The organism is Microcoleus sp. PH2017_09_SFU_O_A (assembly GCF_020738625.1).
In the GTDB taxonomy this organism is placed as follows: domain Bacteria; phylum Cyanobacteriota; class Cyanobacteriia; order Cyanobacteriales; family Microcoleaceae; genus Microcoleus.
Genome location: NZ_JAEQCF010000047.1, coordinates 37,184 through 50,179, shown reverse-complemented (window position 1 = coordinate 50,179; position 12,996 = coordinate 37,184). Strand labels below are relative to the sequence as shown.

General features: G+C 44.0%; 13 protein-coding genes. 2 read left to right on the top strand and 11 right to left on the bottom strand.

The features are described from left to right. Positions 1 to 119 precede the first annotated feature (119 nt). The 8 genes from JGK16_RS18230 to sir all read right to left on the bottom strand — a co-directional run bounded on the left by JGK16_RS18230 (position 120) and on the right by sir (position 7,116). The gene (locus tag JGK16_RS18230; protein ID WP_293191689.1) at positions 120 to 893 is read right to left on the bottom strand and encodes a PPC domain-containing protein; all 774 of its coding nucleotides are present in this window, start codon (positions 891 to 893) and stop codon (positions 120 to 122) included. A gap of 104 nt (positions 894 to 997) precedes the next feature. Continuing rightward, positions 998 to 1,438, bottom strand: a complete 441-nt coding sequence (locus JGK16_RS18225) for a hypothetical protein (protein ID WP_293181908.1) — start codon at positions 1,436 to 1,438, stop codon at positions 998 to 1,000. A gap of 3 nt (positions 1,439 to 1,441) precedes the next feature. Next, entirely contained in the window at positions 1,442 to 1,798 is a 357-nt protein-coding gene (locus JGK16_RS18220) for a lysozyme inhibitor LprI family protein (protein WP_293181906.1), read from the bottom strand. 117 nt (positions 1,799 to 1,915) lie between these two features. Then, complete coding sequence (locus tag JGK16_RS18215; protein WP_293191687.1) at positions 1,916 to 2,302, bottom strand: type II toxin-antitoxin system PemK/MazF family toxin; 387 nt, start codon at positions 2,300 to 2,302, stop codon at positions 1,916 to 1,918. Next, positions 2,292 to 2,522, bottom strand: coding sequence for a hypothetical protein (locus JGK16_RS18210; RefSeq protein ID WP_293181902.1), 231 nt, complete (start codon positions 2,520 to 2,522; stop codon positions 2,292 to 2,294). The genes JGK16_RS18215 and JGK16_RS18210 overlap by 11 nt, the downstream gene beginning before the upstream one ends. 59 nt (positions 2,523 to 2,581) lie before the next feature. Beyond that, a complete protein-coding gene (locus JGK16_RS18205) occupies positions 2,582 to 3,418 on the bottom strand; it encodes a 16S rRNA (uracil(1498)-N(3))-methyltransferase (RefSeq protein WP_293191685.1) in 837 nt (278 codons plus the stop codon). A 128-nt stretch (positions 3,419 to 3,546) separates the two neighbouring features. Further along, positions 3,547 to 4,773, bottom strand: a complete 1,227-nt coding sequence (locus tag JGK16_RS18200; RefSeq protein ID WP_293191683.1) for a transposase — start codon at positions 4,771 to 4,773, stop codon at positions 3,547 to 3,549. Between the two features lie 351 nt (positions 4,774 to 5,124). Then, positions 5,125 to 7,116, bottom strand: a complete 1,992-nt coding sequence (gene sir / locus JGK16_RS18195) for a sulfite reductase, ferredoxin dependent (protein WP_293191681.1) — start codon at positions 7,114 to 7,116, stop codon at positions 5,125 to 5,127. Between the two features lie 288 nt (positions 7,117 to 7,404). On the opposite strand from sir, the gene JGK16_RS18190 reads away from it, so the two are divergent. Next, on the top strand, positions 7,405 to 7,653 hold the full coding sequence (locus JGK16_RS18190; protein WP_293181897.1) for a chlororespiratory reduction protein 7: 249 nt from the start codon (positions 7,405 to 7,407) through the stop codon (positions 7,651 to 7,653). A 183-nt stretch (positions 7,654 to 7,836) separates the two neighbouring features. Here JGK16_RS18190 and JGK16_RS18185 read toward each other — a convergent pair whose 3' ends face one another. Together JGK16_RS18185 and JGK16_RS18180 are read right to left on the bottom strand one after the other, a co-directional pair. Beyond that, entirely contained in the window at positions 7,837 to 8,217 is a 381-nt protein-coding gene (locus tag JGK16_RS18185; protein ID WP_293153860.1) for a hypothetical protein, read from the bottom strand. A gap of 168 nt (positions 8,218 to 8,385) precedes the next feature. Further along, complete coding sequence (locus JGK16_RS18180; protein WP_293191679.1) at positions 8,386 to 9,525, bottom strand: glycosyltransferase family 4 protein; 1,140 nt, start codon at positions 9,523 to 9,525, stop codon at positions 8,386 to 8,388. Between the two features lie 607 nt (positions 9,526 to 10,132). On the opposite strand from JGK16_RS18180, the gene serS reads away from it, so the two are divergent. Further along, a complete protein-coding gene (gene serS, locus JGK16_RS18175) occupies positions 10,133 to 11,413 on the top strand; it encodes a serine--tRNA ligase (RefSeq protein WP_293191677.1) in 1,281 nt (426 codons plus the stop codon). Between the two features lie 254 nt (positions 11,414 to 11,667). On the opposite strand, the gene JGK16_RS18170 is transcribed toward serS, so the two are convergent. Beyond that, positions 11,668 to 12,684: a hypothetical protein gene (locus tag JGK16_RS18170; RefSeq protein WP_293181891.1), complete on the bottom strand. Its 1,017-nt coding sequence runs from the start codon at positions 12,682 to 12,684 to the stop codon at positions 11,668 to 11,670. Positions 12,685 to 12,996 lie beyond the last annotated feature (312 nt).

The window sequence follows — 12,996 nt, the reverse complement described above, 5'->3', positions numbered from 1 at the left end:
TGCTTTGATGTTTGTGGGTAATTTTCGGCTGTTTGCAAGGATAAGATTTAGATTTTATAACCGCGGATGAACGCGGATGTGTCCTGAGAAGTGCTATATAATATTTGGGCTGGTGTTTGTTAAAGTTGATTGGAATTAATGCTGAGGGTGTATGAACCTTTGCTGGTGCGATCGAGTCCTTGAACAACTATTTTGTAAGTGCCGTTACTGGGCAATTTTACGGTTATTTGGGATTCTCTCTTGTTGACGCGAACTGCTTTGATATCTACAATTTTATTGTCACTGGGTGCGATGAGGGTGATGAAGTGCTCGAAGGATCTGCTTTTGAGGTCGATGGTGATGGATTGATTTGCATTTCCTTGGAAGCTGTGTTCGCGGTAGAAGCTGCCGTTGGGAAGGCTGGGGTCGCCGTCTTTGAGGGTTCCGCGTTGCTGTAGGAGGGAAAGGGAGGTGAGTTTTGGTCGATCGACATTTTTGAAATCTAGGCCATAATTTGTCATGGGTGTGTCAAGACCATTTCCTTCTCTGACTGTGACGATAAAGGCAGTTTGGTTTTTGGTATCTCGGACTATTTTATCAATAAAATTGGCTTGTATTTTGGGTTGATTTAAATGTTTTGGTTGGTCAAAATTGGGTTTTGATATACACAGAACCACGCCTCCATCTTGATAGCGGGCGCTGTAGAACCAATATTTTTGACCGTTAGTTGTGAATTCGTTTCTGAAGAAGATAGTGTATCTTTCAAGTTGCGGTAGTTGTTGGTTGGGGCGACAATTTTTATCGATGTTGATTTCGGTGGTTGATGGCTGTCGCTGGGCGAAAACTGCTGGGATGCTGGCGGTGGCTAAGACTGCTGAGATAATGGCGGTGATTGTGGGCGATCGCATTTTCATGAATTATACTCCCGTTTTTTGATTTTCTTTGAACCGTAGATGCACGCAAGTTAACGCAGATGTCGGAAAATTAATCTTTGTTACGATCGAGGTTTTGTTGGATTCTAAATTTTCTTATTTTTCTCGAATAACTTGATACATTCTGTCAGCCTTTGTCTGCCATTTACCTGAGTGTCTGAACCATTGAGTCTCTGAAAACTATTTAAATCTATAGATTTAATCTGATAAAGTTTATGTCCTGCGGGGCCGTCCGTGAACTCAATCACGGTGGGATGGATCATAGTGTTTTTATTGACATTACCTCGAAAACAGTAACGATAACTTGTATTTCTTTGGTAGCCAAATCCTGTGACAGTCTTCTTGGATTTCCTTAAGAATATGTACTCTTTACCGGGCTGATTTGTTTTGCTTGTTTGTCCGTAAAAGTAGTCGCCATTGGGGATGCTTTGAATGGTCGGTGTGGATTGTGCTAAGATTGGGAGGGAAGCTACACTAAAAATTAGTAAGTTGATTGTGAAGCTTAAGGGCGATCGCATTTTCATCATTGTTTATCTCTGTAAATATTTCTCTAATTCGGCTGTGCGCTGTTTAGTAGCTCGTTCCAAACACTCATTCAGAAAGCCTTGAAACCCGCTACCACCGCGATTTCTATACACTTCAAATTCGCAGCTATTATCTCGCACTTTGATCCAGCCTAACTGAGCTTCCGCAAGTAGGGCTTTCTCTTCCTTGCTCAATTTAGCAGCCAGTTGCTTGTAAACCTCGTTCAGGCGTTTATCCGAGGCTTCGTACCTTAACCTAATACAAGATCTGACTTGTGCATCTCCTTGGGGGCGATCGCAATTAATCTGTTGAGCGATCGCAGAGTGCTCAGATTGTGCGAAAACTGATGTTGTAGCTAACATTGTCAAAAGCGCGATTGACCAAAAGAGCGATCGGCTTTTCCTTAAATTTCTTTTCATTGCCCTTAAACACCTATTTTACGAATTCTCTTAACACAAGACAGATTTGATATAATAAATTTAAAACTTTTTTTTATATTTGGCGGTTCGCCCTGTCGATGGGATTGCCAAAGTATATTTGATAGCTGCATCTACCGCCGGCATATTTGACCAAATACCAATTTTGCGATCGATTTCAACTTCTAGAAGCGTCACCAGATTGTCTGTCATGATTACGGAATCAGCTAACAATCGTGTTTGCTGGCCCTCCGGTGTTGCTAGGGAAACAAAAACCCGGCTTGGGTGTCCTGCGCGGGCTAAATTGCTAGTAATCATCGCTGTAATAGTTTGTCCTAAACCAGTGCCCAGATTGTCCGCTTGAACTATCAAAACTGGACGGCGTTTCGCAGTCCGCAAATCAGCGTTGGGAAACAAAGCCAGCACTACATCACCTCGCCTATAAAGCATCGTAAGCATCCATTTCAGGTCGTTCCCAATCCTCTGCAAACCTGCTCAACCTTACCCGTAAATCTCCTGCTTGTTGCCGATCGATACCGAGAGATTGCAGCTCTACTAATCCTGATTCTGCCAGAAAAGTAACGATAACTTTCCCTTCAGTTAAGTCGCCCGGAGTTTCTAATAACACAACTTTGCCGTCTCGATATATACCCTTTACTGATTTTAACATTTTAGTTTTATGCCTAATGACTCATTGACATTTTAGCTTCGTTTACCATATCTAGCACTTCAGGGAGATATTTTTTGGGATGGGTACTTTTCAAAAGCGGCTCCTACCAAGGATAAAGCCACCATTGGTGCTGTTACCGCCCTCAAGATTCTCCTACCCAAAGAAACAGGTTCAAAACCAAACTCGATCGCCCTTTCCACTTCTCCATCAGTCCAGCCGCCCTCCGGGCCAATAGCAATCGCGATCGATAATTCTCCCCGATAATCTTGCTCCCCCCTTATTAAGGGGGGCTGGGGGGGATCTTCCCCATCTTGCTCCCCCCTTAGCAAGGGGGGCTGGGGGGGTTCTAAACCAATCAAACAATCCCACAAATGTCGATTATCCCCGCGAGCCACACAAATATATCGATATTTTTGACAGCAATCTTTTACCGCCAAATCAAAGGAAAGAGGCTCATAAACCGTCGGCACAATTTGACGTTCCGACTGTTCCGCCGCCTCCGCAGCAATTCTTCTCCAGCGATCGACTTTTTGCGTACTTGGTTTGAGCAAAGTGCGATCGCTCGTTACGGGCACAATACTTGCCACGCCCAACTCCGTCGCCTGCCGAACAACCTCGTCAAAGGCGTTTCCTTTGGGCAAAGCGGCGATCAAAGTTACTGCGACCGGAAGCTCCCTGTTAACGGCAATCTCCTCTTTTATCGAGGCAAATAACCCGGTTTCCTGGGCTTTTAGAATTGCTGACCACCAATGTCCTCGGCCGTCCATTGCTATAAATCGATCGCCCGCTTGCAACCGCAAGACGCGATTTAAATAATGCTGTTGTTCTTTTGTTAAGTCGATTTTGTTAGCACTAATTTGGGCTGCGGTAACTGCTAATCTTTGTAATTGAGCCATGAGATTTTGGATTGCTCGTTTTATATTAGATTTTTTTATTTAACCGCAGAGGGCGCAGAGAGCGCAGAGGAAGAGAGGAGATAGACTGTTTACCGCTCAACTAAACCTACTCAAACCTACTCAAAGGCTTAAAGTCCAGTCATTCGTAGTGGGTCAAGCACCACAGGGTCAAACGGCTGACCCTTTATTCCTTGGTCTAAGACATCAGGAATTACTTTTCTAATGATATTAAATGAGCCATTCACATCAGCATTTAATAACTTACCCTTTGCTGTTTTATACAATCCTCTCGCTATTCTCTTTCCCTGAAACACAGGTTTTTTTCCCCCATATTTAGGTAGAGCATCTCCATCTACAGCACTGGCTTGAGATGTATACGATTCTTCTGTTATGACTACTTTAATTCCTTTTAATTTGGCTTTATACGTCAACATTTCTATTAACCTATAATGAGGAATGCTCACAAATTGTTGATTATTCCTTTTGCCTAAATTAATCTCTTGTTTCCAAGTAGGATTATGTCCAATTACTAAGATTCCTATTTGATGCTCCGTACACCAATCTATCACTATTTTACTGGCTGTATGTAGATAGTTGTCTACTCTACAGTTGCGTTTATGAGTGAGTTTTTTTAATCTTTGAGATTGGGTTTGATTCTGCTTGATTTTTAGCTCAGATTGTAAACAGGAACGTTGTTTATTGTAAAAGGTGTTAATAGCTTTTAGTGGTCTGCCTTTAATTAAAAGAGGTCTGAGACCTGTTTGATTGGTAGTTACAGCCATTAGGTTATTAACTCCTAAGTCTATACCTGCTATTTGTTGATAATTGGTTGTCTCCTCTGCTTTTTCATAAACTATTTCTACTACATAACAACTACTCTTCGGCACAATTCTCGCCTCTATTATTTCCTCTACTGATGTCGGAATTTGTATTTCACTCATTGAGAGCTGACAAATTCCTTTTTTTAAGGCTTTTTTCGAGATTGATTCGTGAGAATATGGAAGGATATTGCGCCCTTTGGTTTTATGTTTGTATCTAGGGATTTTGGGTTTACCTAAGAATTTTTCAGGATGTTTCTGCCAAGCTTTTAGAGCTTTAAAATAACTTGTCCATGCTGAATCTAATCTTCGGATGATTTGCTTGCTAACTTTTGTTGGTAGGGCTTTGTAGTCTATAGTTTGGGATAGTTGGTGGTAAAGTTGGTTAAAGTTTAATTTCTGGTTCTGTTGAAAAAAGTGCTGACGATAATGATAATTAGCTAGGTTAAACAAATTTTTCGACAAAAAAGCCTTGTGGTCAATCTCTGACCAGAAATGATGCTTCTTTGTGATAATATGACGTTCAACTAGCTTCATGTTCTGATTATACTACCAGTTGGCTTTTCTGAAAACTCCCAGCAAAAACTTACTCACTATTGGCATTTTGCTATAAACATGAGTAGTATTGAGGAGAATTAGCTAGATTTTTGGGAGCTGCATCAACCCCGATTTATTTCTTAGTCCGCGCAGGCGGACATCGTTTGTATAGAAGCGATTTCAATCGCCGTTTTTATCTAAAAAAAAACTGTTCAGAAACAATAAAGGCAAAGCATTTACAACCGGAATTATTTGACAAATTCAAGGTTTTTTCTGCAAATGCTCTGCCCTTATGTTACTTTGGTCTGAACTTTATCTGATGCGATCGAAAATTGACAATCGAAAATCGGCTTATCCTTCCTCCTTAATCTTCTTCAAATAAGTGGAAATTGCCTCTGTAGCTAGCTGCGTGATAGGCTTGCCCTGACGGGCTGCTTCTTCCTTGAGCTCGTTGTAGATTTCATCGCGGACGCTGATGCGACGGCGGACTTTACCACCGCCAGCAGTGGCAGTCTCGTTTTCATCGCCGTTACTAGACGTAACATCTAAATCATTAATCTCAGTTGTCATCGAGTCAGCAGATTGGTGATTGGTTACAAATTGACGGATAGATTCTAACCCAACGCGATCGCAAAAATCGCCAAAACTCTCGCTTTGTTGCCGTTTTTGCTTGAAATAAACAAAAATTGGCTCGAAAAAAGCTTCAAAATCATTGACGTGCAGCTTTTCCTCAATGGGTTTTGCCAGCCGGGTTTGTGAGGGAGAACCGCCCAGCCAAATCTGGTAAGATTCCGGGAAACTCCCAACAAATCCCAATTCTGCCATATAAGGGCGAGCGCATCCATTGGGGCAGCCAGTCATCCGCACTACAAAATGCTCGTCTGGTAAGCCAACTTTGGTCAAAATCGCCCGAATCCGCTCTAAAATGCCGGGAATCGCGCGCTCGGACTCGGTAATCGCTAGCCCGCACGTGGGAAATGCCGGACAAGCCATAGAATAACGTACTAAGGGGTCGATCGCAGTTTCCGGTTGAATGCCGCGGCGATCGAGTATTCCCTGAATTTCTGATTTGATATCCGGCGAAATATCGTAAATCGTCACGTTTTGGTGCGGTGTCACCAGCAGAGGCAAATTGTACTTCTGCACGATTTCCCGCAAAGCCGTTTTTAGCTGAAACGAGCCTTCATCCTTAATCCGACCGTTTTCTACGGAAATGCCGACAAACAGTTTGCCGTCGCCTTGTTCGTGCCAGCCCAAGAAATCAAAATACTTCCACTCAGGCAGAGGTTTAAACGCTTCTAGCGGTTTGCCAAAATATTCGGCTACTTTTTCGCTGAACCACTTGACGCCTTTGTCGTTAATCAGGTACTTGAGTCGGGCGTGTCGTCTGTCTGTGCGATCGCCAAAATCTCTTTGGGTTGCTACAATTGCCTTGACCAAATTGTAAACATCATCCTTGGCAACATAGCAAATCTCGTCCGCAACGCGAGCAAAAGTTTCTTCTTTGTTGTGAGTGCGCCCCAAACCGCCGCCGGCAAACACGTCAAAACCTTGCAACTCGCCAGCTTCATTGGTAATTACCACCAAGCTCAAATCCTGAGAGTACAAGTCTATTGAATTGTCTCCCGGTACAGTAACAGAACACTTGAACTTGCGCGGCATATAATGCTCGCCGTAAATCGGCTCTTCCTTGTCGTCGCTAAAGATTGTGCCGTTCGCGTTTTGCTGTCTGGCGGCCTTAACTGCGGGGTCTTCCTCAGCGGAAATAGCCTTTTCGCCATCGAGCCAAATTTCGTAATAAGCACCGGTTTGCGGTGTCAGCAAATCGGCGACATTGTTGGCGTATTGCAAAGCATACTGGTATTCTGGGCGATTTTTGTAAGGTGCTGGCGGTGCCATGACGTTGCGGTTCAAGTCGCCGCAAGCTCCCAAGGTTGACCCCATATTTTTAATAATTGAGGAAAACACTGCTTTAAGATTTTTTTTCAGCACGCCGTGAATTTGGAAACCTTGGCGGGTTGTGACGCGCAGCGTGTGGTTGCCGTATTCTTCTGATAGCTTGTCTAACGCCAAGAAGAGCTGGGGTGGAACTAACCCGCCGGGATTGCGGGTACGGAGCATGAACTGATAGTCTTTTTCTTGTCCTTTAACTCGATTGTCGCGGTTGTCTTGTTGGTACGAGCCGTGAAATTTGAGAATCTGAATCCCGTCTTCGGTGAAGTGGGTTGTTTCTTGTAACAGTTCAGTCGCAACGGGTTCTCGTAAATAGTTGCTGCGTTCTTTGAGACCTTCTGATTTCGAGGGCTTGCGCGCCGCAGCGGTTGAATTGGTAGATGTGATCATGGGAATGTATAGTGCCAGTTATAATTAGATAAAGGTCGATCGAATATTTCTTGACAATTGGACAGTTGACAAATTTGCACTTGACAAATTTCCTCAGAAATGCTGTGGCGGATCTGTTGACAACCCGGTTAAGAACTAAGTTAATAACGGTAATCCGGTAGGAATTCTGATGTTGTTCTATTTTAACACGTTCGAGCCCGGGCCCCAAAAATTGTAATTAAGAGTTTATACTTTGGCTAGCTTAACTGCTGGAAACTTTAGAAATAATTAACCTCAACCTTTAAAACTATGTCACTGTATGACGAAGACACCTTTGTGGTATTAGAAACAAACCAGCCGGAGCAGTTTTTGACGGCGGTGGAACTATTAGAAAAGCTGAAAGCGGTCTTATCCCAGGAACACGAAGATTTGCCGGCTGATGTGGTAAAATTTCCTTCGGTGGAAGCTCAAGCTAAGTATTTAATTGATACTTATTGTGAATTAGATGTCGGGCCTGGAAAGTTTTTGCAGTGGTATGCAGTGCGTTTAGAAAAATAATTTTGGGAATCGGGCATTGGGCATTGGGCATTGGGCATTGGGCATTGGGCATCAAGAATTGGTTATTACAACCAACAAGTAACAAATAACAAATAACAAGTAACAAGTAACAACAAACAAAAATAACCAACAACTAACTCATGCCCTATGCCCTATGCTCCATGCCCCATGCCCAATTCCCAATTAATCTTCTAACTGTTGAACAGATGATACTTCAACGGCGGTAACATCGATCGTACCGGGCGGAGTCAAACGGCTAAAATGACCTTCCTCTATTTTCAAAGGTTCGCCACAATTAGCACACTGAAACTGAGTTTGATTTAAAGCTGTGAATTCGTACTGACAAACAGGACACTTGTCTTCAATTAAATTGCGTTTCAGCCACCACTGAAGCGCGAAAAATCCTACCACAGGTGTCAGCAGCAACAAACCTACTACAATCAAAAATGATTTAACTACCCAACCCAAACCAATTGACACCAACACGCAGGCGATGCCCAGCAATATCAGCCAATTGCTAATACGGGGTAGGTTTAAAGAGATTTTGGGGGTGCCTTGGTTCACGGTGGTCTCCTTTGGTGTCTTTTCAGGTAGGCATAACTCTATCAGTTGACAGTTGACAGTTGACAGTTGACAGTTACTGTACGGGAATCAAATTGTACTAATAAATTTAGATAGTGTTTGAGCTAATTTTCCTATTATACATTGAGAAACTGCCCTCTACGTCATAAATTAATCTGGGCGATCTATCTGAAAAATCCCAATTAGAGATTGACAAAGGGATTGAAAACTGAACGCTGCGAGGGTTTGTTCCCTCAACCAATGCCGATCGCACTTTTTATCTTTTCCTCGCAGCATTTCCACACAAGCAACCGCTACTGCTGCCGGATCTCGGTGAGGAACTCGCCATCCCAGTTTACCATCTTGCAGCGGATCGGCAGATCCGTCCGCGTCCCCGGCGAGCACTGGTATTCCGCAAGCTAAAGCTTCCAAATACACTATACCGAAGCCTTCCTGGGAGGGCATTACATAAGCATCGGCTAACTGATAATGTGCTGCTAAATCTGCTGTCGGTACAAAACCCGCAAATATAACTCTTTCGGCAACTCCCAAATCGGTGGCGAGTTTTGCTAATCTAGGGCGATCGTCCCCGCGTCCAATAACCAAGTATTTCACATTGGGAAAACTTTTGGCAATTTCCGGCAAAGCTTGAATTGTGACATCGACGCCTTTGTAACTATCGGTCGATCGCAATCGGGCTACAGTCATCAATATTTTAGCACCAGTCAGATCGTACTTTTCTAATAAATGCAGCGGTTTGGGACCGATAGTAAATAGTTTTTCATCTACAGTACAAGGCACTATTTGGAATTTCTCGGGATTTAAGTTGTTGAGTTCGCAAGTGCGATCGCGCGTGTACCTGCTAATCGTCCAAATGCGATCGGCTTGTCTCATTGCTATTTGATATTTTAGCGGAAGTGTTTCCCAAACTTCCTTGCCGTAAGTTAAAATCGTGTAGGGAATTCCCAACGGCTGGCATAATGTTTGAATCAGCGGTGCAAGTTTGATGTGACCGCAGAAAACCCGTTGAGGTCGTTTTTGCACCAAGCAGGTTAGCAATTTGGTGGCAAACTTAAAACGGCCAAGCCAAGCGGGATCAGTTTTTAGGTAAGAGAATTTGAGATTTTTGGACTCGAAGGGATTGTGACAATCTGGCCCATCTCGCAACAGCAAAATTTCTGCTTGTGGCGGAAGGTTGTTGGCTGCGGTTAGTGACAAATAAGCTTTCAGGATGTCTTGAATGTAGGATTGAATCCCGCCTTCGCTGGAAAATATTTCTAGGAAACAGAATAGGTGATTTGTCGATCGCATTTTTATTTAGATTTGATAGATAAGAAGACACGGCGGTTGAAACCGCGTCTATACAAGCGAAACCCGCCTCCGCGGGTTGAAGATAAAAGACACGGCGGTTGAAACCGCGCCTATACAAGCGAAACCCGCCTCCGCGGGTTGAAGATAAAAGACACAGCGATTGAAATTACGTTATTCTCTTTAGTCCGCGGAGGCGGACATCGTTTGTCTAGGCGCGGTTTCAACCGTACGTCCTATCTTAACTTTCATCTGGGCCCTAACTTTCATGTCGCCCAAAAAACAAAAAGCCCCTAAACATCGCTGGTTAGGGGAGAAAATTATCAGGGTGCATCTACTAATGTGGTTAGTATAGCATCCTTTTGTGGGGTGTCACCCATCATGGGTGACACCAACGCAGTTTTTTCGATGAGAATAAATTATATTTGAGGTGCTAAATGATTGCCAAAGCTTGTATGTCCGATCGCATTGTCGCTGTTAACCTAAGATAGGACTGACGCAAAAATCCTCAGAAAGCCTGTAGATTCGTAGATCTATGCTCGCGAAAGCCGATATTTTTCCAGAAATCGGGTTGGCGATCGGCAAGTCCTATATTATTTAAAATAAATCCGTGCTAGACCTCAAATTAATCCGAGAAAATCCGCAAGCCGTACAAGAGGGCCTCAACACTCGCGGAGGCAATCACGAAATCGAGCCAATTCTGCAACTAGACAAACAGCAGCGGGAGTTGGAAGGTAAGCGATCGCAACTGCAAGCCCGCAGCAACGAAATAGCCAAACTCATCGGGCAAAAAAGAAAATCGGGTTTACCCCTCGAATCTCCCGAAATTCAGACTCTGCAAGCCGAAGGTAACGAAGTCGGCACGCAGTCGAACGAATTGCAAGCACAGGAAAAAGACTTAAAAGCTCAAATAGAAGCTCTATTGTTACCATTGCCGAACTTGCCCGGTAAGTCAACTCCGTTAGGCAAAAATGAAGATGAAAACATCGAAATCCGGCGCTGGGGAGACGAATACATTCCCCAAAATCCCGAGATTTTGCCCCACTGGGAAATCGGCGAAAAATTAGGAATTATCAACTTTGAACGGGCAGTAAAAATCGCTAGTCCCCGCTTTGTCACGTTAGTTGGCGCAGGTGCAGCCCTGGAAAGAGCGATTATTCAATTTATGCTCGATCGCCATACAAAAGCTGGTTATGTAGAAGTAATTCCCCCACTTTTAGTTAACACCGAATCCCTCACAGCAACCGGGCAGCTTCCCAAATTTGCTGAAGAAAGTTTTAAGTGCGATCAAGACGATTTATGGTTAATTCCTACTTCTGAAGTTCCGGTGGTGAATTTGTACCGAGGTGAAATCTTGACAGCAGAACAGTTGCCAGTTTATCACTGTTCTTTCACTCCTTGTTTTCGCCGGGAAGCGGGAAGTTACGGCAAAGATACGCGGGGATTGATTCGGTTGCACCAATTTAATAAGGTGGAATTGGTAAAACTGGTGCATCCGAGTACCTCTGAGGCTGAGCACGAAAAGCTCGTGCAGGATGCTGAGGGTGTTTTGCAGGCGCTGAAATTGCCTTATCGGGCGATCGAGCTTTGTACCGGCGACTTAGGTTTCGCGGCGGCAAAAACCTACGATTTAGAGGTGTGGCTGCCTTCTGCGGGCAAATACCGCGAGATTTCGAGTTGTTCCAATGTCGCAGATTTTCAGGCGCGGCGGGCAAATATTCGGTTTAAAGAAGCGGGGAAAAAAGGTACTCAATTCGTGCACGCGCTTAACGGTTCCGGTTTAGCTGTGGGGCGGACAATGGCGGCTATTTTGGAGAATTACCAGCAGCCGGATGGGACGGTAAAAGTGCCGGAAGTTCTCCAATCTTATCTCGGTCGCGAGGTTTTGTAAACTACGAAGACACGGCGGTTGAAACCGCGTCTATACAGACAAAACCCGCCTCCGCGGGTTGAAGACAAAGGCGGTTGCGAGGTATTGTAAACTACGAAGACACGGCGGTTGAAACCGCGTCTATACAGACAAAACCCGCCTCCGCGGGTTGAAGGCAAAGGCGGTTGAAATTAGGCGATCTTCTTGAGTCCGCGGAGGCGGACATTGTTTGTGTAGGCGCGGTTTCAACCGCCGACTCAAACGGGGTTTCTGACTTACAAATTTTTTAGTGCTTCCTTGATATCCAGCGCCAAAAATCTATCCAACGCTAAATACATCCAATAAAGAGATAACTGAGCATCACTGTTAGTCTTTTGAAACCCCAAAGCATAGGACATTTTTTCATAGCTGGGGTGAATAATTAACGTGTACAAGTCGCAAAGATTGGGAAAATCTGTTTGGATTTCTACTAAAATTTTTTGTACATCCTCAATCAAAGTAATTCGGTATTCTTCTAAATATTTCGGATCGATTACCCAACAGCGGACAAACACTGACTGGCAATTCCGATCTCCTGGTAGCGCCATCTTGAAAGGATCGATATCAGAAACAGAACTTAAATGCAGGCTTTTGCTGGGAGCACTAAAAAAATTAACATCCGATTCGCTAGCGGTGGGATAAAGTAAATAAAATCCGACTGGATTGAGATTGTCACAGCGACGCAAAACTCGCATTCCTTTTGAATATTGAGCAGCCGAAAGCCGAATAACTTTAGCAATCTTTTGTGGAACTGCGTTCGTACTGCGGTTCATCCAGTTATAATAGCTTGCTAGTAAATTAGCGACGGGGATTGCATCGCACCGAGGGTTAAAATCATCTAATTTGAGTTTGACTGAATTTTCGGGCTTCGGCGGATCTAAAATTTCTGGGATGGGTTGAATTTGAATTGCTGTAGCGTTTCCGTCAAAGTGTTTTTCGATCAATCCGAGTGCTTCTAGTTTATCTAACATCATGCCGGCGGCGCGATCGCTCCCGCGATCGGAATCCGAGTAAAATAGTTCTGCTGCTTCCCGGTGAGTGCACTGCACTTCTGTGGCTGGTAATTCCAGTTTAGTCAGCGGCGGTTTGACGCGGGGCTGGCTTTCCTGAAGCTGTTTCACTGATAAGTAAATCCAAAGCCTGACAAAGCATTCAGCCCTAGTGCGAGTGACGCCTACTCGTTTCATCAACAGGGAAACAGCGGCGCGGCGCTGAGATTGAGAATACCAACTATCTAGTTTTGCAATATCCATTTCAGTCGGGAAGCAGGGAAGGAACTCTAGTTATATTTTGGCTTAATTTTACAAAAAACTTCACCCCGCTTCATGTTACTTGTTGCCGCTGTTGCTGAACTTGTCTGATTTCCCCTGACTCTACAATACAACTGGTTGCTCCTTGCAGGTTCAGTGCTTCACAAAGCACAATCAATTTTAGATATTTTCAGGCTTGATTTAAGTATGTCGTTGAACAGTTGACAGTTGACAGTTGACAGTTGACAGTTTGAGAGCGGCCTCTACCCTTAAGTCCGAGGATTGGAGTAATGAATAGTCTGATTTTAATTTCTC

Excerpts from the sequence above, each read along its gene's own strand:
- JGK16_RS18210 (WP_293181902.1), bottom strand. The coding sequence starts at position 2,522 with ATGTTAAAATCAGTAAAGGGTATATATCGAGACGGCAAAGTTGTGTTA.
- JGK16_RS18220 (WP_293181906.1), bottom strand. The coding sequence starts at position 1,798 with ATGTTAGCTACAACATCAGTTTTCGCACAATCTGAGCACTCTGCGATC.
- JGK16_RS18225 (WP_293181908.1), bottom strand. The coding sequence starts at position 1,438 with ATGATGAAAATGCGATCGCCCTTAAGCTTCACAATCAACTTACTAATT.
- JGK16_RS18180 (WP_293191679.1), bottom strand. The coding sequence starts at position 9,525 with ATGCGATCGACAAATCACCTATTCTGTTTCCTAGAAATATTTTCCAGC.
- JGK16_RS18200 (WP_293191683.1), bottom strand. The coding sequence starts at position 4,773 with ATGAAGCTAGTTGAACGTCATATTATCACAAAGAAGCATCATTTCTGG.
- sir (WP_293191681.1), bottom strand. The coding sequence starts at position 7,116 with ATGATCACATCTACCAATTCAACCGCTGCGGCGCGCAAGCCCTCGAAA.
- JGK16_RS18230 (WP_293191689.1), bottom strand. The coding sequence starts at position 893 with ATGAAAATGCGATCGCCCACAATCACCGCCATTATCTCAGCAGTCTTA.
- JGK16_RS18215 (WP_293191687.1), bottom strand. The coding sequence starts at position 2,302 with ATGCTTTATAGGCGAGGTGATGTAGTGCTGGCTTTGTTTCCCAACGCT.
- JGK16_RS18170 (WP_293181891.1), bottom strand. The coding sequence starts at position 12,684 with ATGGATATTGCAAAACTAGATAGTTGGTATTCTCAATCTCAGCGCCGC.
- JGK16_RS18190 (WP_293181897.1), top strand. The coding sequence starts at position 7,405 with ATGTCACTGTATGACGAAGACACCTTTGTGGTATTAGAAACAAACCAG.
- JGK16_RS18205 (WP_293191685.1), bottom strand. The coding sequence starts at position 3,418 with ATGGCTCAATTACAAAGATTAGCAGTTACCGCAGCCCAAATTAGTGCT.